At 63.1% G+C, this 23,225-nt stretch carries 23 protein-coding genes and 1 pseudogene; 13 read left to right on the forward strand and 11 right to left on the reverse strand.

The window, feature by feature from the left end; all coding sequences use genetic code 11:
* Positions 1-4: 4 nt before the first annotated feature.
* Positions 5-805 carry a helix-turn-helix domain-containing protein gene (locus LRP30_RS15315; RefSeq protein WP_249760874.1) on the reverse strand — a complete coding sequence of 267 codons (801 nt, stop codon included), beginning with the start codon at positions 803-805 and terminating at the stop codon, positions 5-7.
* 158 nt (positions 806-963) lie between these two features.
* Between LRP30_RS15315 and LRP30_RS15320 the strand changes: the two genes are divergently transcribed.
* Entirely contained in the window at positions 964-1,494 is a 531-nt protein-coding gene (locus tag LRP30_RS15320; RefSeq protein WP_249760875.1) for a nuclear transport factor 2 family protein, read from the forward strand.
* A 42-nt stretch (positions 1,495-1,536) separates the two neighbouring features.
* The gene (locus LRP30_RS15325; protein ID WP_249760876.1) at positions 1,537-3,171 is read left to right on the forward strand and encodes an NAD(P)/FAD-dependent oxidoreductase; all 1,635 of its coding nucleotides are present in this window, start codon (positions 1,537-1,539) and stop codon (positions 3,169-3,171) included.
* A 33-nt stretch (positions 3,172-3,204) separates the two neighbouring features.
* Here the strand turns inward: LRP30_RS15325 and LRP30_RS15330 are convergent, their stop codons facing one another.
* Genes LRP30_RS15330 through LRP30_RS15355 form a run of 6 tightly spaced genes read right to left on the reverse strand, consistent with a single transcriptional unit; the run spans position 3,205 to position 9,735 of the window.
* Positions 3,205-4,536: an MFS transporter gene (locus LRP30_RS15330; protein ID WP_249760877.1), complete on the reverse strand. Its 1,332-nt coding sequence runs from the start codon at positions 4,534-4,536 to the stop codon at positions 3,205-3,207.
* A gap of 17 nt (positions 4,537-4,553) precedes the next feature.
* Positions 4,554-5,951, reverse strand: coding sequence for a dihydrolipoyl dehydrogenase (gene lpdA / locus LRP30_RS15335; protein WP_249760878.1), 1,398 nt, complete (start codon positions 5,949-5,951; stop codon positions 4,554-4,556).
* Between the two features lie 4 nt (positions 5,952-5,955).
* Positions 5,956-7,227 carry a dihydrolipoamide acetyltransferase family protein gene (locus tag LRP30_RS15340; RefSeq protein ID WP_249760879.1) on the reverse strand — a complete coding sequence of 424 codons (1,272 nt, stop codon included), beginning with the start codon at positions 7,225-7,227 and terminating at the stop codon, positions 5,956-5,958.
* A 1-nt stretch (position 7,228) separates the two neighbouring features.
* The gene (locus LRP30_RS15345; protein WP_249760880.1) at positions 7,229-8,242 is read right to left on the reverse strand and encodes an alpha-ketoacid dehydrogenase subunit beta; all 1,014 of its coding nucleotides are present in this window, start codon (positions 8,240-8,242) and stop codon (positions 7,229-7,231) included.
* 3 nt (positions 8,243-8,245) lie between these two features.
* A complete protein-coding gene (locus LRP30_RS15350) occupies positions 8,246-9,478 on the reverse strand; it encodes a 3-methyl-2-oxobutanoate dehydrogenase (2-methylpropanoyl-transferring) subunit alpha (protein WP_249760881.1) in 1,233 nt (410 codons plus the stop codon).
* On the reverse strand, positions 9,475-9,735 hold the full coding sequence (locus LRP30_RS15355) for a hypothetical protein (RefSeq protein ID WP_249760882.1): 261 nt from the start codon (positions 9,733-9,735) through the stop codon (positions 9,475-9,477). The genes LRP30_RS15350 and LRP30_RS15355 overlap by 4 nt, the downstream gene beginning before the upstream one ends.
* Before the next feature lie 166 nt (positions 9,736-9,901).
* On the opposite strand from LRP30_RS15355, the gene LRP30_RS15360 reads away from it, so the two are divergent.
* Positions 9,902-10,414 carry an Lrp/AsnC family transcriptional regulator gene (locus LRP30_RS15360; RefSeq protein WP_091883780.1) on the forward strand — a complete coding sequence of 171 codons (513 nt, stop codon included), beginning with the start codon at positions 9,902-9,904 and terminating at the stop codon, positions 10,412-10,414.
* Between the two features lie 152 nt (positions 10,415-10,566).
* Here LRP30_RS15360 and LRP30_RS15365 read toward each other — a convergent pair whose 3' ends face one another.
* Positions 10,567-11,076 carry a hypothetical protein gene (locus LRP30_RS15365; RefSeq protein WP_128934647.1) on the reverse strand — a complete coding sequence of 170 codons (510 nt, stop codon included), beginning with the start codon at positions 11,074-11,076 and terminating at the stop codon, positions 10,567-10,569.
* Positions 11,077-11,483: 407 nt separating this feature from the next.
* Here LRP30_RS15365 and LRP30_RS15370 point away from each other — a divergent pair.
* The 4 genes and pseudogenes from LRP30_RS15370 to LRP30_RS15385 form a co-directional block, all read left to right on the forward strand.
* Positions 11,484-11,762 (forward strand): annotated as a pseudogene (locus tag LRP30_RS15370) (sugar ABC transporter ATP-binding protein); the annotation flags it as partial.
* 83 nt (positions 11,763-11,845) lie between these two features.
* Positions 11,846-12,730 (forward strand): NAD(P)-dependent oxidoreductase, encoded by an 885-nt coding sequence (locus tag LRP30_RS15375; RefSeq protein ID WP_249760883.1) that lies wholly within the window; start codon positions 11,846-11,848, stop codon positions 12,728-12,730.
* Positions 12,731-12,821: 91 nt separating this feature from the next.
* Positions 12,822-14,303, forward strand: coding sequence for an aldehyde dehydrogenase family protein (locus LRP30_RS15380; RefSeq protein WP_249760884.1), 1,482 nt, complete (start codon positions 12,822-12,824; stop codon positions 14,301-14,303).
* A gap of 140 nt (positions 14,304-14,443) precedes the next feature.
* On the forward strand, positions 14,444-15,523 hold the full coding sequence (locus LRP30_RS15385; protein ID WP_249760885.1) for an isocitrate/isopropylmalate dehydrogenase family protein: 1,080 nt from the start codon (positions 14,444-14,446) through the stop codon (positions 15,521-15,523).
* A gap of 8 nt (positions 15,524-15,531) precedes the next feature.
* Here the strand turns inward: LRP30_RS15385 and LRP30_RS15390 are convergent, their stop codons facing one another.
* From LRP30_RS15390 to LRP30_RS15395, 3 genes are all read right to left on the reverse strand, one after another.
* Complete coding sequence (locus LRP30_RS15390) at positions 15,532-16,428, reverse strand: LysR substrate-binding domain-containing protein (protein ID WP_249760886.1); 897 nt, start codon at positions 16,426-16,428, stop codon at positions 15,532-15,534.
* 391 nt (positions 16,429-16,819) lie between these two features.
* The gene (locus LRP30_RS44955; protein WP_256477662.1) at positions 16,820-16,954 is read right to left on the reverse strand and encodes a hypothetical protein; all 135 of its coding nucleotides are present in this window, start codon (positions 16,952-16,954) and stop codon (positions 16,820-16,822) included.
* Positions 16,955-17,031: 77 nt separating this feature from the next.
* Entirely contained in the window at positions 17,032-17,919 is an 888-nt protein-coding gene (locus LRP30_RS15395) for a LysR family transcriptional regulator (RefSeq protein WP_249760887.1), read from the reverse strand.
* Between the two features lie 187 nt (positions 17,920-18,106).
* On the opposite strand from LRP30_RS15395, the gene LRP30_RS15400 reads away from it, so the two are divergent.
* The 6 genes from LRP30_RS15400 to LRP30_RS15425 are packed head-to-tail and all read left to right on the forward strand — an operon-like array spanning position 18,107 to position 23,208.
* Positions 18,107-19,030: an N-carbamoyl-D-amino-acid hydrolase gene (locus tag LRP30_RS15400; protein WP_245508619.1), complete on the forward strand. Its 924-nt coding sequence runs from the start codon at positions 18,107-18,109 to the stop codon at positions 19,028-19,030.
* 35 nt (positions 19,031-19,065) lie between these two features.
* Positions 19,066-19,887 carry an ABC transporter substrate-binding protein gene (locus tag LRP30_RS15405; RefSeq protein WP_249760888.1) on the forward strand — a complete coding sequence of 274 codons (822 nt, stop codon included), beginning with the start codon at positions 19,066-19,068 and terminating at the stop codon, positions 19,885-19,887.
* On the forward strand, positions 19,884-20,741 hold the full coding sequence (locus tag LRP30_RS15410) for an amino acid ABC transporter permease (protein WP_128934639.1): 858 nt from the start codon (positions 19,884-19,886) through the stop codon (positions 20,739-20,741). The genes LRP30_RS15405 and LRP30_RS15410 overlap by 4 nt, the downstream gene beginning before the upstream one ends.
* On the forward strand, positions 20,738-21,502 hold the full coding sequence (locus tag LRP30_RS15415) for an amino acid ABC transporter ATP-binding protein (protein ID WP_128945378.1): 765 nt from the start codon (positions 20,738-20,740) through the stop codon (positions 21,500-21,502). Before LRP30_RS15410 ends, LRP30_RS15415 begins: the two co-directional genes overlap by 4 nt.
* 13 nt (positions 21,503-21,515) lie before the next feature.
* Complete coding sequence (locus tag LRP30_RS15420; protein WP_249760889.1) at positions 21,516-22,331, forward strand: ABC transporter substrate-binding protein; 816 nt, start codon at positions 21,516-21,518, stop codon at positions 22,329-22,331.
* Positions 22,318-23,208, forward strand: coding sequence for a polysaccharide deacetylase (locus LRP30_RS15425; protein WP_249760890.1), 891 nt, complete (start codon positions 22,318-22,320; stop codon positions 23,206-23,208). Before LRP30_RS15420 ends, LRP30_RS15425 begins: the two co-directional genes overlap by 14 nt.
* The last annotated feature ends 17 nt before the right edge of the window (positions 23,209-23,225 follow it).

A 23,225-nucleotide genomic window follows, 5' to 3' on the forward strand; every position in this document is an offset into this window, starting at 1 on the left:
GGCGTCAAACGTCTGTGTCGCTGTCGCCGGCTTTGACCGATCTCGCGGCCTGCCGCAGAACATTCAGGTAGCGGCTGGCGTTTTGCTTGATCCGCTCAGCGACGCCGCCAAGCCCGAGAGCGACGGGTTGATTCTGAATTGTGATTGGGAGCAGGACGCAGATCGTCGCGCCGCCCAGCATCGGGACGTTCTCCGCCGAGCAATGTCCCTTGCCCCGGATCTCCCGAATCCGCCGGATCATGTCCTGAGGCTTGACCCTGTCAGCTGCGTTCGGCGTCGCGATATTGGCGCGGCGCACGATCGTGTCGAGCTTCTCGTCGGACATCGTCGACATCAACAGCCAGCCGAGCGCGGACTGCGTCAGCGGCCGCAGCGTTCCCTCGTCGACGTGGAATCGCAGCGGGTGGGTCGACTGGATGATCTTGACGTATTGCAGATACACGTCGTTGGTCGTGCCGATTGAAACGGCTTCGCCCGTTGCCGCGTGCACGTCGCGCATCGCCTCCAGCACGCGGCTGTTGCCGAACAGGGATTTGGGAATCCAGTCGCCCAGTGATGTCACTTTTGGGGTTGGGAAATAGAGTTTCGTCCTGCGGTCGAAATTCAGGTAGCCGAGACCTACCAGGGTTTTGAGCAGGACTGTTGTGCTGGATGCCGGATAGCCCAGCGCCTCGCCGATTTCGGACATCGCACGCGGCTGCCGCTCCCGCATGAAGAATTCGAGAATTTCGATGGCGCGCAGCGCGGATTTCACGGTCGATCCGGCCGCGGAAATCGAAGCGGAGGTCGTCAGCTGCGATGGCAATCGTCCCTCCCTCGGCCCTAGCAAATTCACGGATGTGAAATTCAGCTTCACATATGAACATTTGTTGGTGGCCTCCCACTGCACATGAGATGGTCGCTGCCGTCAAGGGAGGGCCGGTCCGCTGGTGGCGGATCGAGCCGGAGCTTCGAGGCTCGAAAATGACCGTAACGCACGAGAAGATCGCGGAGCTGCTCGACAGGGAGGCGATCCGCGATTGCATCTTCCGCTATTGTCGCGGAGTTGATCGCGCCGATGAAGCCGCGCTCCGCAGCGCCTACTGGCCGGATGCCACCGATCAGCATGGACCATATTCGGGGCCGGTCGAAGGCTTCTTCGACTGGGCCAAGGACATCTTCAAGACCGACGCGCGCAACGTTCATACGGTCGGCAATATCCTGATCGAATTCACCGCGCCCGAAGAAGCTGTTGTCGAGACCTATTTCCTCGCCTTGCAGCGCGGGCCTGCAACAGACGGCGGCGTTCGACAATTTCTGATCGCCGGCCGGTACTGCGATGTCTTCAAAAAGCGCGATAGCGAATGGCGCGTTGCGCGCCGTGTTGTCGCCTACGACTGGGTGGACGAGCAGGTCGCTGCGACCGAGCCCGAGGCGGTCCGCTTCGGCCCGCGGTTGCCGTTGGGTGCGCGATATCCCGACGATCCCATCTACGATCTGCTCCGCCGGAGCTAGCGGACACCGACTTGAACGATCCAGTCTCGAGGGAATGCCAATATGAGCCATGCAGATGTGAAGGGACGACGCCTGGACGTGGTCGTCATCGGCGCGGGATTCGGCGGTCTCTACGCCGTCTATAAACTACGCGAGATGGGTCTGAACATCGCGGCCTACGAAGCGGGCGGCGATGTCGGCGGCGTGTGGTACTGGAACCGCTATCCGGGCGCGCGCGTCGACCTGCCGAGCATCGACTACAGCTATTCGTTCTCGCCCGAGATCGAGCAGGAATGGACCTGGTCGGAAGAGTTCGCCTCGCAGCCGGAGCTCTTGGCCTACTTCAACTTCGTCGCCGATCGCCTCGACCTGCGCAAGCACTACCAGTTCAACACGCGCATCGTGAGCGCCGTCTGGGATGAGTCGCGAAAACTCTGGTCGGTGACGACAGATCGCGGCGAGATGGTCGAAGCGACCTATTGCGTGATGGCGACCGGCCCGCTGTCGGTGCCCAGGGATCCCGAGATCCCCGGCGTCGCGCGCTACGCGGGCGAGTTGTTGCGGGCCGGCCGCTGGCCGCATCATCCCGTCAGCTATGAAGGCAAGCGCGTCGGCGTGATCGGTACCGGATCGACCGGCATTCAGATCGTGCAGGAGGTGGGCCGGCAGGCCGGCGAGCTCTACGTGTTCCAGCGCACGCCGAGCTTCACGATGCCGATGCGCAACCAGAAGCTCGATCCCGATTACGTGGCCGAGGTCAAACGTAACTATACCGGCATTCGCGAGGCGGCCCGTAACAGCCCGAATGGCGGCGTGCGCCCGTGGACGACGCGGGCCTTCTTCAGTGTGACGCCGTCGCGCCGCCGCGAATTGCTCGAAGACGCCTGGAGGGCCGGAGGGCTGGCCATGCTCGGCACTTTCACGGATCTCCTGAGCAACGAGGAAGCCAACGAGCACGTGGCGGAGTTCGTGCGCGGCAAGATCAACGGCGTCGTCGCCGATCCCGTCACCGCGGAGAGACTGAAGCCGCGCGGCTATCCGATCTTCGCCCGTCGCCCGTGCCTGGATACAGGTTACTACGAGACCTTCAACCAGCCGAATGTCCACCTGATCGATTGCGTCATTGATCCGATCGTGGAGATCACGGCGCAAGGCGTGCGGACGCAATCGAGTGAAACCGCACTCGACATGCTGATCTTCGCGACCGGCTATGACGGGCTAACGGGAGCGTTGACTGCCTTCGACGTCGTCGGCCGCGACGGCCGGACAGTCAATGAGAAATGGAAGGCAGGAGCACGGTCGTATCTCGGTCTCATGATGGAAGGGTTTCCGAACCTCTTCATGACCACCGGACCCAACGGCCCCGCCGCGCTCGCCAACATCGTCAGGATCAGCGAGAACGACGTCGACTGGATCGCGCACACGATCACGCATATGGCGGACCAGGGTCTCGACACCATCGAACCGACCAGGCAGGCGGAAGACGAATGGATGGCGCTTGTATTCAAGCTTGCCCAGCGTTCGCTGCTGACCAAGGCGAAGACCTGGTACGTCGGCACCAATGTCAAGGACAAAGCGCAAGGGCTGTCGCTGTTCACGGGCGGCTTTCCAAAATACCGGGAGTATTGTGCCGCCGCAATCGAGGCCGGGTACCGCGACTTCGTGTTCGAGCGCGGACGAACGACGGTCGCAGCCTGACTGTCGCAACCGAGGAGACCGCATGCACGCTGCTTACCGCTTCTGTTCAGCAAACTCCTGCTTGCTGTCGTGGCCGCCGGCGAAGACCAGGAGGCCGGCGATCAGCGGCAGGACGGCAAGGACGAGGAGACCGGTCGAGGTCTGGCCGGTGGCTTCCTTGACCCAGCCGATCAGGTACGGCCCACCGAAGCCGGCGAGATTGCCGATCGAGTTGATCAGCGCGATGGCGCCGGCCGCCGCCGTGCCGGAGAGCCAGGCGGTCGGAAGCGTCCAGAACACGCCGAAGCAGCAGAACACCCCGATCGCGGCGACCGTCAGCACCACCATCGTGAGGGTGGGGTCGGTGAGATAGGAGGAGATGCCGAGCGCAACGGCGGTGAGCAGCAGCGGCGCGCCGACATGCATCACGCGCTCGCGGCTCGCATCCGAATGCCGCGCCCACAGGATCATGGCGATGGTGCCGAACAGATAGGGGATCGCGGTGATGAAGCCGGTCTGCGCGTTGGTGAGGCCGAACGCCTTGACGATCTGCGGCAGCCAGAACTGCATGCCATAGAGCGCGCCGACGAAGCCGAAATAGATCAGGCTGAGCGCGATCACCTTCGGCGACGACAGCGCCTGGCCGAGCGAGGGATGCTTCACCGCCTGCTTGGCGGCGATCTCGGAATCGAGCTTGGCCTTGAGCCAGGCCTTCTGCTCGGCCGAGAGCCAATTCGCCTTTTCCGGCCTGTCGGTGAGATAGAACCAGGTGACGAGGCCGAGCAGCACCGAAGGGATGCCCTCGATGATGAACAGCCACTGCCAACCCTTCAGCCCCATCATGCCGTCGAGCCCGAGCAAGAGGCCCGAGACCGGCGCGCCGATCACGGTCGAGACCGGCACGGCGATGGCGAAGGCCGCGAGGAAGCGGGCGCGATATTCGGCCGGATACCAATAGGTCAGATACAGGATGATGCCCGGGAAGAAGCCGGCCTCGGCGACGCCGAGCAGGAAGCGCAAAACGTAGAAGCTCGTGACACCGCTGACCAGCGCCATCAGCGCCGAGATGATGCCCCAGGTCACCATGATGCGGGCGATCCAGCGGCTGGCGCCGAATTTCTCCAGCGCAAGGTTGCTCGGCACCTCGAAGATGAAGTAGCCGATGAAGAAGATGCCGGCGCCCCAGGAGAAGATCAGCGGCGTGAACTTCAGCTCCGCATTCATGGTCAGCGCGGCGAAGCCGAGATTGACGCGGTCGAGATAGGAGAAGAAGTAGGCCAGCACCAGGAACGGAATCAGGCGCCAGGAGATGGCGCGGATGGTCGAGGTCTCGATGCTGCTTCTCGCACCGCTTGCAGCGTCGGCAAAGGTCGTGGTCTGGCTCATGGTTCCCCCCTTATGTTTTAGACATGAATTGCATGGCCTAGTGATTTCAGCGCAGCCTCATGAAAGCCCTCGCTCAGAGTCGGATGGGCATGGATGGTCAGGGCGATGTCCTCGAGGCGCGCGCCCATCTCCAGCGCCAGACTGAACGCCGCTGACAACTCGGCGAGGCCCGGGCCCACGCCCTGAATCCCGAGCAGGACATGATTGTCGGCACGCGCCACGGTGCGGATGAAGCCGTCGTCCCGATCCAGCGTAAGCGCACGACCGCTGACCTTGAACGGAAACAGATCGGACTTGACCTCAAGACCCTTGTCCCGCGCCTCGCTTGGTGAGAGGCCGACCGTGACGATCTCGGGATCGGTGAAGCAGATCGCGGGAATTGCGACGCGGTCCCAGGCGCGACGGTGGCCTGCGACGATTTCGGCGACCATCTCGCCTTGCGCCATGGCGCGGTGCGCCAGCATCGGCTCGCCCGTGACGTCGCCGATCGCGAATACGCCGCGCATCGAGGTTCGGCATCGATCGTCGATGCGGATGTAGGGGCCGTCCATGTCGAGATCGAGCAGCTCGAAGCCGAAGCCTGACGTCGAGGGCTTACGGCCGACCGTGACCAGGATCTTGTCGGCTTCGAGAGTTGTCTGTCCGCCGTCGGCGGTTTCGATCAGAAGCGCCGTGCCTTCCGCGACCAACGCTTTGGCTTTCGCGCTTGTCAGGACTGTAACGCCCAGCGCACGGAGTCGCCTGGCAACGGGGTCGCTCAGCTCGCCGTCATATTGCGGCAGAATGCGCGGTGTGGCCTCGACCACGGTGACGTCGGCGCCGAGTTTGGCAAAGGCCGTGCCGAGTTCGAGGCCGATGTAGCCGCCACCGACGACGATCAGCCGCTTGGGCACCTCGGCAAGCGCCAGGGCATCTGTCGATGAGATGACGCGGCCGCCGAAAGGAAGGGACGGTAGCTCGATCGGCGCCGAACCTGTGGCGATCACGATGGTTTCGGCATGGATCAGCTGAACGCCGTTGGTCGTGTGAACCTCGACGGTCTTGCCGTCGTGAAAGCTCGCGTGTCCGGCCACATATCTGACGCCGGCGCGCTTCAACAGTCCGCTCACGCCGCCATTGAGACGCCGCACGATATCGTCCTTCCAGGCGATGGTTTTGGTGAAGTCGAGTGACGGCTTTTGGGTGGAGATGCCGAGCTGAGCCTTGCCGTCGGCGGCACGTGCGACCGTCTCGTAAGTGTCGGCCGCGTGGATCAGGGCCTTCGAGGGGATGCAGCCGATGTTGAGGCAGGTTCCTCCCGGCTTTTCGGACTCTACGACCACGGTGTCGATGCCGAGCTGGCCCGCCCGGATCGCACAGGTATAGCCGCCAGGGCCCGCGCCTATGACGAGAAGCTTACAGGTGGTGTCGTTCATAGTCTTATACGTCAATGAAGATCATGGCGGGCGTTTCGAGTTGCGTCTTGATCCGCTGCACGAACAGCGCGGCGTTGAAACCGTCGATCACGCGGTGATCGAAGCTCGACGACAGAGTCATCATCTTGCGCGGCACGAAGCCTGCGCCGTCCCAGTGCGGGCGTATTGTGATTCGATTGACCCCGACGATTGCGACCTCGGGGTGATTGATAATCGGCGTCGTCGCAAGCCCACCTAACGCGCCGAGTGAAGTGATCGTGATGGTCGAACCGATGAGCTCGTCGCGCGTAGCCGTGCCGTTTCGCGCCGCCTCGGTGACACGGATCACCTCGGCCGCGCAGTCGAAGAGATCGCGCGCCTCCGTGTGGCGGACAACCGGCACCATGAGGCCAGCCTCGGTTTGCGTCGCAATCCCCATGTGGACGGCGGCGTGCTGGTGCACGATGCCGGCCTCGTCATCGAAATGGGCATTGAGCTCGGGCTGTGCGGCGACGGCACGCACGATAGCTTGCATCAGGAACGGCAGCAGCGTCAGCTTTGGCCTGTCGGTGCGCTTCTGCTCGTTGAGCTTTGCGCGAAGATCTTCGAGCGCGGTGACGTCGACCTCCTCGACATAGGTAATGTGCGGGATCCGCGCATTTGCGATCGACATTCTCTCGGCGATCTTGCGGCGCAGGCCGACGACCTTGGTATCCGTGACGGCCGTCTTGGGTCGGCTCCGCAGCGCGGGCGCGTCGTCGGAGCCACGTGCGATGTAGCTGTCGAGATCGTCGTGGGTGATTCGACCGGCCGGGCCGGAGCCGTGCAACTGGCGCAGGTCGACTCCCGCCTCGCGCGCGCGGAGCCGGACCGCGGGCGCTGCCAATGGCCGTTCGCCTTCGCGACGGGCCGGTGTCGCCAGAGGCTGCGGGGAGGGTGCAACATGCGCGGGTGCGATCGCTGGCGTGGCGCGCGCCGCATGACCCGCTTTTCGTGCTGGCGCGCTCGTCGTTTGCACTGCCGGCGCCGCAGTCGTGGTGGACGTTTCGCCCTTGCCGTCCACGTCGAGCCGGACGAAGTCGGAGCCGATCGCAAGCATGTCGCCAACCTTGCCGGCGAGCCAGACCACACGTCCTTCGGCTGGAGAGGGAATCTCGACCGTGGCCTTGTCGGTCATGACGGCGCCGAGCACAGCATCCTCGCGCACGAGATCGCCGACTTGTACCTGCCACTCCACCAGCTCGGCTTCGGCGATACCTTCGCCGACGTCGGGCAACCTGACGACACGCTCGGTCATCTCAGGCCTCCAGCGTTTCGGCCAGCGCGCGACTGACTCGCGCCGGGCCCGGGAAGTAGTCCCATTCCTGGGCGTGCGGGTAGGGTGTGTCCCAACCCGCGACGCGCGCGATCGGCGCTTCCAGATGATAGAAGCAGCGCGTCTGCACCAGCGCGCAGAGCTCGGCGCCGAAGCCGGACGTCAACGTTGCCTCATGCACGATCACGCAGCGCCCGGTCTTCTTGACCGAGGCTTCAATGGTGTCGAGGTCGAGCGGCAGAAGGGTGCGGAGATCGATGATCTCGGCATCGATGCCGGTCTCGGCTGCCGCGCTTTCGGCGACATGGACCATCGTGCCATAGGCCAGGATCGTGACGGCTTCGCCCTGCCGGCGGATCGCGGCGCGGCCGAGCGGCACGGTGTAGTACCCCTCGGCGACCTCGCCGAGATCGTGCTTCGACCACGGCGTCACGGGACGATCATGGTGGCCATCGAACGGGCCGTTGTAGAGCCGCTTCGGCTCAAGGAAGATGACCGGGTCGGGATCCTCGATCGCGGCGATCAGGAGGCCCTTGGCGTCGCTCGGATTCGAGGGCACCACGGTCTTGATGCCACAGACATGGGTGAACAGCGCTTCCGGGCTTTGGCTGTGTGTCTGTCCACCGAAGATGCCGCCGCCTGTCGGCATGCGCACCACAACCGGACAGGTGAACTGGCCGTTCGAGCGATAGCGCAGCCGCGCGGCTTCGGAGACGATCTGGTCGTAGGCCGGATACATGTAGTCGGCGAACTGGATCTCGACGCAGGGTTTTAGGCCGTAGGCCGCCATGCCGACTGCAGCGCCGACGATGCCGAGCTCGCTGATCGGCGTATCAAAGCAGCGGCTCTTGCCGTATTTCGCCTGCAGCCCTTGGCTCGCGCGAAATACGCCGCCAAAATAGCCGACGTCCTCGCCGAACACGACGACGTCGTCATCGCGCGACATCATCACGTCCATGGCCTCGCGGATCGCCTCGATCATGGTTCGGCGCGGCATGGCTTAAACTCCTGCTTCCTGGCGCTGCCGGCGCAGGTGCGGCGGCATCTGCGAAAACACGCCTTCGAACATATCGCGCGCCGACGGACGTTGCTCCGAATGAAGCGTGCCGAAGGCTTCGGCTTCCTTCTGCGCTGAGATCACGGTGTCCAGGATTTCCGCCTCAGTCTGCTTGTGCCGCTCTTCCGACCAGGCGCCGCGTGCGATCAAATGGTTCTTCAACCTGATCACGGGATCTCCCAGCGGCCACGCCTCGGATTCCGTCTTCGGCCGATAGCCCGCGGGATCATCCGAGGTGGAATGCGCGCCGACGCGGTAGGTCACGTGTTCGACGAGAGTCGGGCCGAGATTGCGGCGTGCGCGCTCGCAGGCCCATTTCGCCACGGCATGAACCGCGAGATAGTCGTTGCCGTCGACCCGCAGCGCCGGAATGCCGAAGCCGAGGCCGCGCGCCGCGAAGGTGCCGGAACCGCCGCGCGCGATGCCCTGGAAGGTCGAGATGGCCCATTGATTGTTGACGATGTTGAGCACGACCGGCGCGCGATAGGTCGAGGCGAATACTAGCGCGGCATGGAAGTCGGACTCGGCGGTGGCGCCGTCACCGATCCAGCCGACGGCGATCTTGGTATCGTTCTTGATCGCGGACGCCATCGCCCAGCCGACCGCCTGGATGTACTGGGTGGCGAGATTGCCAGAGATCGAGAAGAAGCCGTGCTCCCTCGAGGAGTACATCACGGGCAGCTGGCGTCCCTTCAGGGGATCATGGGTGTTGGAGTAGATCTGGCAGGCCATGTCCACCAGCGAATAGCCGCCCGCGATCAGCAGTCCCGCCTGGCGATAGGTCGGAAAGTTCATGTCGCCCGGCGACAGCGCCTTGCGAAAGGCGCAGCTCACGGCTTCCTCGCCCATGTGCTGCATGTAGAAGGACGTCTTGCCCTGGCGCTGGGCCATCTGCATCCGCGCATCGAAGGCGCGCAACGTCATCATGTGACGCAGGCCTTCCAGCAATTCGTCGTCGGAGAGCGATCCCGCCCAAGGGCCGACGGCTTCGCCGTCGCGATTGAGCACGCGGATGACGGAGAAGGCGAGGTCGCGGATCGCCTCGGCATCGACGTCGACCTCGGGGCGTGCGACCTGGCCTGCGCGAGGGATGCGGATGTTGGAGAAATCGGGCGTGTCGCCCGGGCGCACGGCCGGTTCGGGGACGTGAAGGGAAAGTGGCGCGTTGTCGGTCATGGGCGCGACCTCATTTCGAGCGAGAGATGCGGCGCCGGGCTCGGCAGCGCGACGTCGCATTCGCCGCGCACCTCGACGGCACCAATGCAGACCACAGTACCAACGCGGCGGGCGAGACGGTCAACAGCGTCACGATCCGTGATGTCGATGGACGCTGATATCCGGTACACGTCCGCTTCGGCTTGGGCGCTGACGGCCGCGAGCTTAAGGTCGGCGACGCGTGCCTGATCGAGCAGCCGGCCGAGGGCGGCATGCATATCGCTGCTCCTGATCTCGAGAAAAAACACCGTCCGCTCCTCCCTAAACGTAGTATGTTTGTACTGGCCAATAACTGGATTTTTGTTCCAATTATCTGGGTAATTCGGTCATTCGAGGTGGAATCATTCTGGCAATTGTGCCGATAAATAGAATGGAGTTCTGGATATGGCGAAGGTCAGACGTGCGGCGCGGCCAGCTAAGGCTCCGCGCAAGGATTCGCTTCGCCTTGACGAGATCGACCGCAAAATCCTCCGCGCACTGCAGCAGGATGCGCGACTGACGACGGCGCAGCTTGCCGACGAAATCGGGCTCTCCACCACGCCGTGCTGGAACAGGCTGAAGCGGCTCGAAACCCAAGGCTATATCGATGGCTATGTCGCACTGCTCAATCAGGAGAAGCTCGGCCTGCCCGAAACGGTCATCATAGAAGTGACGCTCGACCACCACGACGAGGAGGTGCTCGAACGTTTCGGCCAGCTGCTCACGAACCTGCCGGAGGTGATCGAAGCCTATCTCACGACCGGCGACTACGACTATGTGGTGAAGGTGGCCGTCGAAAGCACCGCCGGATACGAGCGCTTCCTGCGCGAAAAGCTCTATCGCATTCCCGGCATTCGCCACAGCCGATCGTCCTTCGCATTGCGCTGCTTGAAGAAGCTGACCTCGGTCCAGGTCTAGTGTGTGCGGCTCATCAGCGCGAGGGTGTCGGGCTGGTCGCCCTTCGGCTCGGGCGCCGTCGCGAAGGCCAAATCGCGCCGATGGCGATGTGAACACGCAGACGCCACTCGATTTGACGTCTGCTCCTTGCGTTCATTCCGAAAGGTCGTTCGTCAGAAGGCGGTCTTCTTGCCGATGATGCCGACGTAGCTCGATCGTACCAGAGCTCCCCAGCGGCCATCCCTCTTGACGATCACGTAGAAAGAGTCGGCGGATAGTATCGGCTTGTCATTGGCGTCATAGCGCGTGAATCTCGTGACAAAGTGGAGTTTGTCGTCGGATTTCTGTACCAATTTGCGAGACGTCCACGCTGAGCGAGCCCATGTCGAAGCCTGCGCCAACTGTTTCGCATCGTTCGATTGCGCATATTCTTCCGGCGTGTTCCAGACCTGCACCTGCCCGCCAGCGATTCTTATATGCGGATAGTGAACCGTCTTGGACCAGGCTTCCGCATCTCGCGAGTTGAACGCCTTCATGAACTCGTCGAGATAAGCGCATCCTTGCTTCAGAAGCTCGTCGTTTCCCGGATTTTGGCACTCGTCGTCGGCTTGACTTTGAGCCAGTGCAACCGTGCTCATGCCAAAGAACACGCCCGCAAGCGCCAGCAGCCTGCGAATTTTCATGCCGGTACCTCCCTAATCGACCAAGTCAGCTTGGTTCGTTTTGATTGACAGACACGTCGATCGAGGGCCGATCTTAGATGGACAGACCGACGAGGCAACGCCGAAGCAGCGCAGTATTTCTGAACGGGGCGTCAGTTTTTCTCAATCGCTGAAGGCCGGAAGGTGACTCGAGCTCGCGCGGGCCGAAGCGCGGCGGCCGCTCCAAGCGAGTGGTCTCTTGCTTCCTTGGTGGTTCGTATCAAAACACCGGTACATCAGAAAAACCAAACAGGGGGTCAGAAAAAGCGCCTTGCAAGAAACGGGGTAGCGTCGCTCATCTTTCCGCACAACAACAACCAAATGCAGGCAGGAAACGATGGTCGCGAGCGATCAATCTTGCGCAACAGTGCGGCGCGGTCGCGTCTTCGCAGAAGGTGGTCATCGCGAGATCGCTGATCCAGAAGCCGAGGCTCATCATCTTCGATGAACCCACCCGCGGCGTCGATGTCGGAGCTATCGTCGAGATCCACCAGTTCATCAACGGCCTCGCCGACGAAGGTTTGGCCGTGGTCGTGATTTCATCCTACCTGCCGGAAGTCTTGGCGCTCTCTGACCGCATCCTGGTCGCCAAGCGCGGCAAGATCGTCGAGGAAATCAAGGCGACTGATGCGACTGAGCAGCAGATCATGTACGCGGCCGTCCACTAGATGGTGAGTTTTCCAACACGATCGTGCGGCAGGCAACGCCGTCAAGTCCAACCAGAGATGCGAATGATCAGCGAGGTATCGCGATGAAGGTGGGCATTATTGGTGTCGGCCTGATGGGGCACGGAATTGCGAAGAACGTTCTGGTGCGGGGCGGCTATCCCCTTGCCTTTCTCGACCATCCGGGCAATCAGCCGGTCGGCGATCTCGTCGATCTCGGCGCTACAGCCTGCAAGACTCCGGGCGACGTGGCAGACGTATCCGATGTCATCATCCTTTGCGTGACCGGCTCTCCGCAGGTCGAAGCAATTCTTACCGGCGATGCCGGCGTCTTGCCCCGGCTGCGAAGGGGGACGATCATCGTCGATTGCTCGACCGCGCTGCCGGAATCGACGTTGCGGATGGCCGCTGCAGTCCGGGCCGCCGGCGGAAGCTTCCTCGATGCGCCGATGACACGCACGGCCAGGCATGCGGAAGAGGGAACGTTGAACCTTCTGGTTGGCGGCGATGAAGCAGACTTTCAAGGCGTCCGTGCCGTCCTTGCCGCTTTCACCGAGAGCCTCGAACGGGTCGGACCCGTGAGCTTCGGCCATCGGCTCAAGCTGCTCCACAACTACGTTTCGATCGGCTTCATGGCGCTTCTCAGCGAAGCAGCCGCGCAGGCGGCCGATGCAGGCGTCGATCCCGCGGTTTTCGTCGATGTTCTCGCCAAAGGCGGTGGCGCCGGCGTGGCGCTGCAGCGGTTGGCGCCGGCCATCGTGGCTGGCGACGTCGAGACGGTCCCGTTCTTCATCGCCAATGCGTTGAAGGACATCAACTACTACAGGACGATGGCGGGCACATCCGGCGCGTGCGAGACGATCGCCGACGGTGTTGCCGGCGCGATGGCAGCGGTGGTCGAGAGCGGGCACGGGCAGGCCTATATTCCGGAACTGGCACGCTTACTCCGCAAACAGCAGCCCGCTGCATAGAACCCATTCCCGAGACGATCGCTGCAAGGTAAGCACGACATCAAACGAAGCGCAGATCCGACAATCGCCTCTGCGAGACAGGAGTAGACCGATGACAAAAGCTGAGATCCGATTTCCCATCGACGGCCGAACCCGAAAGATGTTCGTGGACGGCGCGTGGGTGGAAGCCCGCTCGGGTAAAGTCTTCGAGACGCGCAACCCCGCGACCGGTGAGGTGATCGGACGCGTGCCGCGGGCAGACGCGGCCGACATCGGTCTTGCCGTCACCGCGGCCCGCCGCGCCTTCGAAGGCCCGTGGAGCCGCTTCAAGCCGTTCGAGCGGCAGGCGCTGCTGTTGCGGATCGCCGACCTGTTCGAGAAGCACTGGGAGGAGATCAGCCAGTCCGATACAGCAGACATGGGAATGCCGATCGTCAGGACGCGGGCGAACAAGCTGCGCGTGCTCGGCATGCTCAGATACTACGCCGGCATGGCAACCGCGATCCACGGGCAGACGATCGACAATTCGCTGCCGGGCGATATCGTCTCGTTCACGCGCAAGGAGCCGGTCGGCGTCGTTGGCGCCATCATTCCCTGGAACGCGCCGACGGCTGCGTCGGTCTGGAAGATCGGGCCCGCGCTGGCGACCGGCTGCACCATCGTGCTCAAGCCCTCCGAAGAGGCGCCGCTGACGCCGTTGCTGATCGCTGATTTGATGAACGAGGCAGGGGTGCCGCCTGGCGTGGTCAATGTCGTGACGGGGACCGGGCCGGAGGCCGGCGCGCCGCTGGCCGAGCACTCCGGTGTCGACAAGATCGTCTTCACCGGATCCACCGCAACCGGGCAGGCGATCGTTCGCGCCTCGGCCGGCAACCTCAAGCGGGTGTCGCTCGAACTCGGCGGCAAGTCACCGGTGATCGTCTGCGCGGACGCGGACCTCGACAAGGCTGTCCCGATTGCCGCGATGGCGGCGTTTGCCAATTCGGGCCAGATTTGCATCGCCGGCTCCCGCCTGTTCGTCGAGCGCACGGTCCACGACGAACTGGTCGAACGGCTCGGGAAATTTGCCGCGGCCCTGAAGATCGGTGATGGTGCCGATCCCGCGACGGAGATTGGACCGCTGGTCTCCGAGCGCCAGCTCGACAAGGTCGAAGGCTTCCTGCGGAGCGGGCGCGACGAGGGTGCGAAGGTCGTGACCGGCGGCAACAGGCTGAGGGAAGGTGCCCTCGCGAAGGGCAATTTCGTCGCGCCGACCGTATTTGCTGGCGTCTCCGACAACATGCAGATTGCCCGTGATGAAATCTTTGGCCCGGTCATTTCCGCGCTGCCGTTCGACACGCTCGATGAGGCCGTGACGCGCGCCAATGCGACGCCATACGGACTTGCAGCGGGTGTCTTCACGCGCGACGTGAGCAAGGCCCACGTCATCTCAAGGAGCCTCCGCGCCGGATCGGTGTGGGTGAACACCTATCACGCCATCGATCCTGCGTTGCCGTTCGGCGGCTACAAGATGAGCGGATATGGGCGCGAAGGTGGCACCGAACAGCTCGACGAATACCTGAACACGAAGAGCGTCTGGATCAAGCTGGATTGATCGATCATCCCGGCGCGGCCGATCGTGGCAGTGGCCGCGCCGCCGGACGGGAGCAGCGAGAGGCCATGCCACGTCGCGCATGTCCTGCCACGGGCGAAGTGACATCACCACCGTTAGGATAATTTTGTCGAGCGAGCATCATGAAGGATACTTACAAGATCGCCGTCGTGCATGGAGACGGTATCGGGCCCGAAGTCGCTGGTGCGGCGGTCGCGGTGCTGCAAGCCGGTGTCCAGGCCGGGACGCTCCATTTTGCGGAATATCCCGCGGGCGCCACGCAATTTCTCGAAACCGGGGATTCGTTTCCGGCCACCTCGTTCGAGGGCTGCCGCACAGCCGATGCCATTCTCCATGGCGCGGCCGGCATTCCCGGTGTGGTTCACCGTGACGGAACCGAAGCCGGACTCGATTTCACGCTCTCGCTTCGCTTCAAGCTCGACCTGTTCGCCAATGTGAGGCCGATCAAGCTGTACAAGGGCGTGCCGTCCCCGCTCGGGCGGCCGGGATCGATCGACTACGTCATCGTCAGGGAGAACAGCGAGGGCCTCTACGCCGCGCGCGGCGCCGGCGCGCTACTCAGGGAGGAAGTCGCAGTCGACACGCTCGTCCAGACCCGGAAGGGCATCGAACGTATCGTCCGGTTCGCATTCGAGCTTGCGAGAACACGGAATGGTTCACCAAAGGACGGTCGGCGCCGGGTGACCTGCTGCGACAAGGCCAATGTGTTGCGCACATATGCATTCTTTCGCGCTGTCTTCGACGAGGTCGCCAAAGACTATCCCGACATCGAAGCCGAGCACGTCCTCGTCGACGCGATGACGGTTCATCTGATCAACAAGCCCTCGCATTTCGACGTGATCGTCACCGAGAACATGTTCGGCGACATCATTTCCGATCTCGGTGCGGCCACGGTCGGCGGCATGGGCATGTCGCCATCGGAAGAGGTTGGGGACGGGATCGGTTTCTTCCAGGCCTCGCATGGCTCGGCGCCTGACATCGCAGGTAAGGGGCTCGCCAATCCCTATGGGACGATCTTGGCGGCGATCCTGATGCTGCGGTGGCTGGATCAGCGCTATCGGGACAATCGGCTGCGGCTTGGTGCCGACAGGATCGAGGCCGCGGTCCGCGCCGGGCTGGAGGACGCAGCGCTGAGGACCCGTGACATCGGCGGCAGTGCGACGACAGGTCAGGTCGTCGATGCGCTTCTGAAGTTACTCTAAGCGCGGCGTCAGCGCAGCTGGGCCAGGCTCGAGCGGATCAATGAAATCAATTGCTCGGTGTTCGGGCGCCTGACAGGGCCGCGCGGGGTGATCAAGCCGATCTGGCGGAGCTTGACGTGGTCGGAGATCGGGACGACACGAAACTGCTGCACGCCGGCCTGCACCAGAGCGACCCGCGGCACGATTGCGATGCCGAGGCCGGACGCTGCCAAGGCCAGCGCCGTCGTGGCGGCCTGGACCTCGAATTGCACATCGAGGCGGACGGCGAGCGTCTCCAGCGTCTCGTCGATCAGCCCTCGGACCGCTGTCGTCTTCGACAGCAGGATAACCGGCTTTTCGACGAGATCAGCGAATGCGATGCTTGATTGTCCCTCGTCGAATACCGGCGGTACACAGGCAAAGAGGGGATCTTCAAGGATAGGCTCGAACTCATAATCCCCCATGTCGGGGACTTCCGGACCAATGCCGAACTCGACATCTTGCCGCTTCAGCAGTTCAAGCATGGGCGTCGTGGAGAGCTCCATGAGCTGGACCTGGCTCCGCGGATAGCGGACCTTGAATGTCGCCAGGATGTTGGGCAGCCATCCGGACGCAAGTGTCGGAACGCAAGCCATTCGAATGTGACGGCTGCGGGATTGCGCTGATTCGGTCAGCAGATCCAACCCGGACTGAACTTCCTGGAGGGCTCGCTTTGCCTGTTCGAACAGGATCCGACCCTCAGGCGTAAGCAACACCTTCTGCGGTGTCCTGCGAAAGAGCAGGACGCCGATTTGCTCCTCCAGGTCGCGAACCTGCATGCTGATGGCAGACGGCGACCGGTTCGATTCCTCCGCAGCCTTTCGGAAGCTTTCGTGCTCGGCCGCGAGCAGGAAAGTATGGAGAAGCTTCAGGTTGATGTTCGGCAAGTCCGAATACCTCGTTCAGCGCTCATGCGCTCCATGCGGAATGACCCCAACGCGGATTGACATGTATATCTGGCCAAGAAGGAGGCAGTCTTGATCAAACCAGATCATCGCGGCCTGGCTCGACGAACCCACGATCTTCCATATCGCTGCTGCCTTTGAGGCGGCGCAATCCTGGGCGGAGTTCTGGCCGTCGCTGGCGTTACGTGGGCTGGCCGGGGGGCGTGCCAAGGGGTGAAGCGGGCATGATGGAATAATGCCGGTGTTTTGCCCGACGTGTCAAATCTCCAGACCACGATCCGGAAGAGTGCGTAGCAGTTCTCCGAAGAATGGCGCGCGAAAACCCCTTTGCTGACAATGCCATGTCTACTGTGCATGGGGTTGTTTTCGATGTTCAGTTGGCCCAGCCAAGCTCGATCGGCGCGGCGCGGCCGCTGAGCTCTTCGTCGAGACGAAGATAGTGCGCGAGATAGTCGTGCAGCGCGGTTGCGGCCTTCGAGGTCGCGCCGCTCGACTTGTAGAGCTGCAACTCGCGATAAATATTTCCGGGTGGTAGCCGGACCAGCTACGACGTCGGCTTCTGCAGTCGGCAGTACGGTGCCCTGATCATTCCAGTTGTCGGCTTGCTCGGCGGACTTCGTCGAGGAACGCTCTAGCAAGACGCGAGAGCGGCTCCGCTTCGGACCACAGCATGTATGCTAGCGCAGGGGTTACGGGAAGGAAGGGGCGTATGACCAGCTCCTGACTGCCAGCCTGGTGCGGCGAGAACGGATCCACCACCGCCGCGCCGACGCCTGCTGCGGCGAGCACGCAGGCGGTGTTGCAGTATCGCACCTCGACGGTTGGCTGGAATAGAGCGCCGGCCGAAGCAAAACTCGCACGCACGGCTTCACCCAACTGTGTTCCGCGCTCGAGCCCGATGAAGGGGCGATCGGCGAGATCGGACGCGGTGATCACCGCGCGGTCCGCCAGCGGATGCCGCGGCGGCATGACGCAGACCATCTCGCCGGTGTGTACCACTTCATGCGCGATGCCCGGATGATGCGAGAAGCCGAGCGCGAAGCCGAGCTCGGCGACCCGGCTCAGGAGTCCGTCGATGATGCCCTCATAGCGGCGAACGTCGAAGAACATCCGCGTCTGCGGCCGCCGGCGCAGGAAGTCCGACAATGCGGGCGGGATGATGCTGTAGGCCAGCGGCGGCGTTGCGACGATCGACAGATGCCCCGTGCGACATTCCCTGAGATCACGGACGCGGTTTTCCAGCTTGGCATGCAGCGCAAAAATCGTCTCGCTTTCCTTGTAGAGCGCCATCGCCTCGGCGGTCGGAAACAGGCGGTTGTTGACGCGCTCGAACAAGGCGAAACCCGCCTGCGTCTCCATCGCCTTCAACGCATTGCTGATCGCCGGCTGTGACAGCGACAGCTCCTCGGCTGCTGCGACTGTCGTCCGGTGTCGAACGACCGCACGCAAAATTTCAAGTTGGCGCAGGTTCATCTATTCGTGCCTGTTATAGTCTGGCCGAAAATATCATAGCACGAGTGATTGCCAACGCCGCTCTCATTTCTTGTAATGCGGTGCGGAATGAGCGCCGCCGAGGGAATATCGGTCCGCCTATCGAGGCAGCAGTCCGCATCATTTGGAGGCAATGTTGACTCGCGTTCTTCGTGCTGCCGCTGCCCAAATGGGGCCGACGCAAAGAGCTGATGCCCGCGCGCACACACTTGATCGCATGCTCCGGTTACTCGAAGAGGCGGCCGGGCGGGGGGCGCGGCTCGTGGTGTTTCCCGAACTCGCCTTCACGACATTCTTTCCGCGCTGGCTGCTCGAGGGCGATGGGCTCGATCAGTATTTCGAGCGCGGCATGCCGAATCCGGCTGTCCAGGCGCTATTCGACCGAGCCTGCGAACTGCGCGTCGGCTTCTATGTCGGCTATGCCGAGCTTACCCCGGATGGCCGTCGTTACAATTGTGCGATCCTGGTTGGCGACAGCGGCCAAATCATGGGCCGATATCGCAAGGTGCATCTGCCCGGGTCGGTCGAACCCCGGCCAGGCGCGCGCTACCAGCAGTTGGAAAAACGCTACTTCGAATATGGCGATCTCGGCTTTCCCGCCTTCCGCGCAGGATCGGCGTGGAGCCACGCCATCATGGGCATGATGATTTGCAACGATCGCCGCTGGCCGGAAGCCTGGCGCGTGCTGGGCCTGCAGGGAGTCGAACTGGTCTGCATCGGCTACAATTCGGCGGCCTACGATCCGAACGGCGGCGCCACCGAGGACGCGTCGCTGCGCACCTTCCATTCGACGCTGGTCGCGCAGGCCAATGCCTACATGAACGCGACCTGGGCGATTGCGGTAGCGAAGGCCGGCGAGGAAGATGGCTCTGGCCTGATCGGAGGCTCATGCATTGTCGATCCGAACGGCAGGATCGTCGCACAAGCGAAGACACTGGCGGACGAGGTCGTTGTTGCCGACATCGATCTCGATCTCTGCCGCCAGGGCAAGGACAAGATGTTCAATTTTGCCGCCCACCGGCGGCCCGAGCAATACAGGATGATCACTGAACGCGCCGGCGTGGTCGAGCCGGCCGTTCTCGACATGGACTGACATGCGGCCAGTCGCGCGTTGGCAAAGGAGCTGACATGACACGCCTCTCGCTTTTCCTCGGCCTTGCCGCATTCGCTGCCGCCTCCGTGCGGGCGGGTGAACTACCGGCGGAGATCAAGCAGACTGGGACATTGAAGCTGACGGTCAATTCGACCTATGCTCCGATGGAGTACCGTGATCCCACGACGAACGAACTCGTCGGCCTCGACATCGATCTGGCCAATGAGCTTGCCAAGCGGCTCGGCGTCAAAATCATCTGGAGCGAAACGCCGTTCGCCGAACTCATCCCGTCGCTGCAGACCAAGCGCGCCGATTTCATCATCAGCGGCATTTCCGACCGTAGCTCACGGCGCGAGACCGCCGACTTCATCGACTACCTGACCACCGGACCGCAGTTCTTCGTTCTGGACGGGCATGAGGCAAAGGTCGCCGCCGATCTCTGCGGCAAGAAGGTCGGCACCACGCGCAGCACGAGCTTCCCGGTCGAGATCGAGAAGTGGAGCAAGCAGAACTGCGAGGCTGCAGGCAAGGCGGCCATTCAGTATGTTCCGGGCGAGAACTCGATCGACGTCCGCAACCAGCTCAAGCAGGGCCGCATCGACGCCGCCGTGCAGGGCAGCGAGACGCTGCCCTATGCCCAGCAGCAGGAAGCAGGCAAGTACCGTGTTGTCGGCGAGCCCTTCGCAATCGGCTATCAGGGCATCATGTTCCGCAAGGACGATGCTGCGCTCCGCGAGGTGGTGACGGAGCATCTCGCGGCGATGATCGTTGACGGCTCCTACAAGAAGATCCTCGCCAAATTTGGTTTGGGGGCGAATGACGTCGCCAAGCCGATGATGAATGCGGCGCCGCAATGAGGGCGGCCCCGACGCTTGCGGAAGGCTTTCCCGATCTCTCGCAGATCCAGATCGCGCGGGAGATCCACTGGCGGCGGTGGCTGGCTGCGGCCGCGATCGTCGTGGTGCTGGCGGCCATCGCCCGTGCCTTTGCCGCCGGCCAGATCGAATGGTCCTATGTCAGCCGCTTCCTGACCGCGAAGGTGATCCTTGAGGGTATCGTCAACACCATGGTGATGGCGGTGCTCGCCATGGCGCTCGGCATCATCCTCGGCGTGGTCGTGGCGATCATGCGGCTGTCACCCAATCCGGTGCTGAAGTCGGTCGCTGCAGGCTACACCTGGCTGTTCCGTGGCACACCGCTGATTCTGCAACTGCTGCTCTGGTTCAATCTCGCACTGGTGTTTCCGACCATCGGCATTCCCGGTCTGTGGACGGCACGCGCCGTCGACGTCATGACGCCCTTCCTCGCAGCGCTGCTCGGACTCGGCATCAACCAGGGCGCCTATACGTCGGAGGTGATGCGCGCCGGCATGCTGTCTGTCGATGCCGGGCAGTATGAGGCGGCGCAGGCGATCGGGATGGGGCGGCTCCGCGCGCTGCGGCGGATCATCCTGCCGCAGGCGATGCGCGTGGTGATACCGCCGCTCGGCAATGAATTCATCGGCATGGTGAAGGCGACCTCGCTCGCCAGCGTGATCCAGTATCCCGAGGTGCTGCATAACGCCGAGAATATCTACTACGCCAATTCGCGCGTCATCGAACTCCTGATCGTCGCCGGCTGCTGGTATCTGCTGGTGGTGTCTATCCTGACCCCACTGCAGATGCTGCTCGAGCGCCGCTTTGCGCGTGGAACGGCACGGATCAACCGATGACGAAACCCCTCGTTGCGATCCGCTCCGTCAGCAAGGCCTTTGGAGAGTTCCAGGCTCTCAAGGATGTCTCGCTCGACGTGTGGCCCGGCGAGGTGCTTTGCCTGATCGGTGCGTCGGGCTCGGGCAAGACGACGCTGCTTCGTTGTATCAACCAGCTCACCATGATCGACAGCGGCGGCATCTGGCTAGATGGTGAACTGCTCGGCGTACGCGAAGAGGGTGGCAAGCTGCGCCGCCTGACCGAACGGCAGATCGCGCGCCAGCGGCTGAAAACCGGGATGGTGTTCCAGCGATTCAACCTATTTCCGCACAAGACGGCGCTGGAGAACATCACTGAAGGACCGGTGCAGGTGCAGGGCCGCTCGCTGGATGAGGTCCGCGCCGAGGCGATCGAGCTGCTGCGCCGGGTCGAGCTTGCGACGAAAGCAGACTCCTATCCGTCGCAGCTCTCAGGCGGTCAGCAGCAGCGCGTGGCGATCGCTCGCGCACTGGCGATGAAGCCGATGCTGATGCTGTTCGACGAGCCGACCAGCGCGCTGGATCCCGAGCTCGTGGGCGAGGTGCTGTCGGTCATGAAGGAGCTCGCGCAGAGCGGCATGACCATGATGGTGGTGACACATGAGCTTGGTTTTGCCCGCGAGGTCGCTGATCGCGTCGTCTACATGGACCATGGCGCAATCCTGGAGTCCGGGCGCGCCGCTGATGTTCTCGGGTCGCCGCGCGAGGCGCGCACGCAGGCATTTCTGGCAGCGGTGATTTGATGGGGGGAGTTTGATGATCAGACTGATTGTCGCAGGCGTGCTTGGATTGGTCCTGGCCGGACCGGCCTTTGCGATCGAGCTGCCAGCGGAGATTGCGAAGCGCGGCAGCATCAAGCTCGCAATCGTGCCGAACTATCCGCCGATGGAGTTCCGTGACCCCGCCACTAATACGCTGGCCGGATTCGACATTGATCTCGGCGAGGCGCTCGGCCGCAAGCTCGGCGTCAAGCTGGAGTGGGAAGAGACCAGCTTCGCGCAGTTCATGCCGTCGATCTCGTCCGGGCGGGTGGATGCGATCCTGTCCGGCTTTACCGACTATGCGACGCGGCATGAGGCGGCAACCTTCGTCGATTATCTGCGCAGCGGCCCGCAGTTCTTTGTGCAGAAATCTCGTGCGGCCGAGTTCAAGGACATGGCGGCGCTGTGCGGCAAGAAGGTCGGCGCCAGCCGCCGCACCATGTTTCCGGATCAGATCGCGGCGTGGAGCACGGCGCATTGCGGCAGCAACGCGATCGTATTCGTCGGCACGGAGGGCTCCGCCGACGCGCGCACGCAACTGAAGCAGGGGCGGATCGACGCGGCGGTCCAGGGCAATGAGACGCTGCCCTACATCATGGACCAGGAACCCGGCGCCTATGCGCCGGTTGGCCAGGCGATCGCGGCGCAGTTCACCGGGATCGCGTTGCCGGTCAAGGAGAAGGCACTGCAGCAGGCCTTTGTAGAGGCACTCGATGCGTTGATCGCCGACGGCACCTACCGCAGCCTGCTTGCAAAGTGGAAATTGACCGACAACGGCGTAGAGAAAGCGACCATCAATGCTGGACAGTAAGGCACTCCAGAGCATCCCGCTCGTCCCGGCGAACACCGCGGACCCGGCACCGAACTATCCCTGGCCGAAGCCGTGGACGTCGGCCATGTTCCTGTCGTTCGACGTCGACGCGGAAAGCGCCTGGACCAGTAAGGACGCCGTCCACGCGCAGCGTCTGATCACCATGAGCTATGGCGGCTATGAGGCGCGGGTCGGCACGCCGAAGCTTTTGGAGCTGCTCGACCAGCTCGATCTGAAGGCGACGTTCTTCGTTACGGGATGGTCGGTTGACGCGCATCCCGCAATGGCGGAATCCATCCTCAAGGCGGGCCATGAGATCGGCCATCATGGCTACCACCATCTGCTGCCCGACCCCGGCGATCCCTGGATCGAGGAGGAGCTGGAGCGGGGGTTTGAGGCGCTGAAGCGCCGGCTCGGCCTGAAGCCGATCGGCTATCGCGCACCCTATGGCGAGTTCACTGAGGAGCTGCGCCGGGCGCTGGTCCGGCACGGCATCGTCTACACCTCTTCGTTCCGCGACGACGTCCGCCCCTATCGCCATCGCCTCGCGGACGGCAAGCCCGGCACGATCGAGCTGCCGGTCACCGCTAGCTATGACGACTGGATGCACGGCCTCTCGGCGCGGTTCAGCCCGCGCTCGATCTTTCCCAAGGAGCATGTGCTCTCGATCTGGAAGGACGAGCTTGACGAGGTCCGCGACTGGGGCGCGATGGTGACCACCGTGCTGCATCCGCAATGCAGCGGCCGTCCGATGCGACTCCGTTTGCTCCGCGAGTTCCTGACCTACGCCAGATCCTGCCCGGACGTGTGGATCACGACCGGGGAGGCGATCGCAGCAAACTTCCAGCACCACGAAACGGCGGGTCAATCGCGCTGATGAGCAGGGGCAAGTCG

The organism is Bradyrhizobium sp. C-145 (assembly GCF_023375135.1).
Lineage (GTDB): Bacteria > Pseudomonadota > Alphaproteobacteria > Rhizobiales > Xanthobacteraceae > Bradyrhizobium > Bradyrhizobium zhanjiangense.

What these genes read in the sequence shown, in the direction of transcription:
- LRP30_RS15395 (WP_249760887.1), bottom strand. Translation starts at nt 17,919, where the DNA reads ATGAACCTGCGCCAACTTGAAATTTTGCGTGCGGTCGTTCGACACCGG.
- LRP30_RS15405 (WP_249760888.1), top strand. Translation starts at nt 19,066, where the DNA reads ATGACACGCCTCTCGCTTTTCCTCGGCCTTGCCGCATTCGCTGCCGCC.
- LRP30_RS15365 (WP_128934647.1), bottom strand. Translation starts at nt 11,076, where the DNA reads ATGAAAATTCGCAGGCTGCTGGCGCTTGCGGGCGTGTTCTTTGGCATG.
- LRP30_RS15355 (WP_249760882.1), bottom strand. Translation starts at nt 9,735, where the DNA reads ATGCATGCCGCCCTCGGCCGGCTGCTCGATCAGGCACGCGTCGCCGAC.
- lpdA (WP_249760878.1), bottom strand. Translation starts at nt 5,951, where the DNA reads ATGAACGACACCACCTGTAAGCTTCTCGTCATAGGCGCGGGCCCTGGC.
- LRP30_RS15330 (WP_249760877.1), bottom strand. Translation starts at nt 4,536, where the DNA reads ATGAGCCAGACCACGACCTTTGCCGACGCTGCAAGCGGTGCGAGAAGC.
- LRP30_RS15360 (WP_091883780.1), top strand. Translation starts at nt 9,902, where the DNA reads ATGGCGAAGGTCAGACGTGCGGCGCGGCCAGCTAAGGCTCCGCGCAAG.
- LRP30_RS15385 (WP_249760885.1), top strand. Translation starts at nt 14,444, where the DNA reads ATGAAGGATACTTACAAGATCGCCGTCGTGCATGGAGACGGTATCGGG.
- LRP30_RS15350 (WP_249760881.1), bottom strand. Translation starts at nt 9,478, where the DNA reads ATGACCGACAACGCGCCACTTTCCCTTCACGTCCCCGAACCGGCCGTG.
- LRP30_RS15320 (WP_249760875.1), top strand. Translation starts at nt 964, where the DNA reads ATGACCGTAACGCACGAGAAGATCGCGGAGCTGCTCGACAGGGAGGCG.
- LRP30_RS15415 (WP_128945378.1), top strand. Translation starts at nt 20,738, where the DNA reads ATGACGAAACCCCTCGTTGCGATCCGCTCCGTCAGCAAGGCCTTTGGA.
- LRP30_RS15375 (WP_249760883.1), top strand. Translation starts at nt 11,846, where the DNA reads ATGAAGGTGGGCATTATTGGTGTCGGCCTGATGGGGCACGGAATTGCG.
- LRP30_RS15325 (WP_249760876.1), top strand. Translation starts at nt 1,537, where the DNA reads ATGAGCCATGCAGATGTGAAGGGACGACGCCTGGACGTGGTCGTCATC.
- LRP30_RS15340 (WP_249760879.1), bottom strand. Translation starts at nt 7,227, where the DNA reads ATGACCGAGCGTGTCGTCAGGTTGCCCGACGTCGGCGAAGGTATCGCC.
- LRP30_RS15380 (WP_249760884.1), top strand. Translation starts at nt 12,822, where the DNA reads ATGACAAAAGCTGAGATCCGATTTCCCATCGACGGCCGAACCCGAAAG.
- LRP30_RS15420 (WP_249760889.1), top strand. Translation starts at nt 21,516, where the DNA reads ATGATCAGACTGATTGTCGCAGGCGTGCTTGGATTGGTCCTGGCCGGA.
- LRP30_RS15345 (WP_249760880.1), bottom strand. Translation starts at nt 8,242, where the DNA reads ATGCCGCGCCGAACCATGATCGAGGCGATCCGCGAGGCCATGGACGTG.
- LRP30_RS15425 (WP_249760890.1), top strand. Translation starts at nt 22,318, where the DNA reads ATGCTGGACAGTAAGGCACTCCAGAGCATCCCGCTCGTCCCGGCGAAC.
- LRP30_RS15410 (WP_128934639.1), top strand. Translation starts at nt 19,884, where the DNA reads ATGAGGGCGGCCCCGACGCTTGCGGAAGGCTTTCCCGATCTCTCGCAG.
- LRP30_RS15400 (WP_245508619.1), top strand. Translation starts at nt 18,107, where the DNA reads ATGGGGCCGACGCAAAGAGCTGATGCCCGCGCGCACACACTTGATCGC.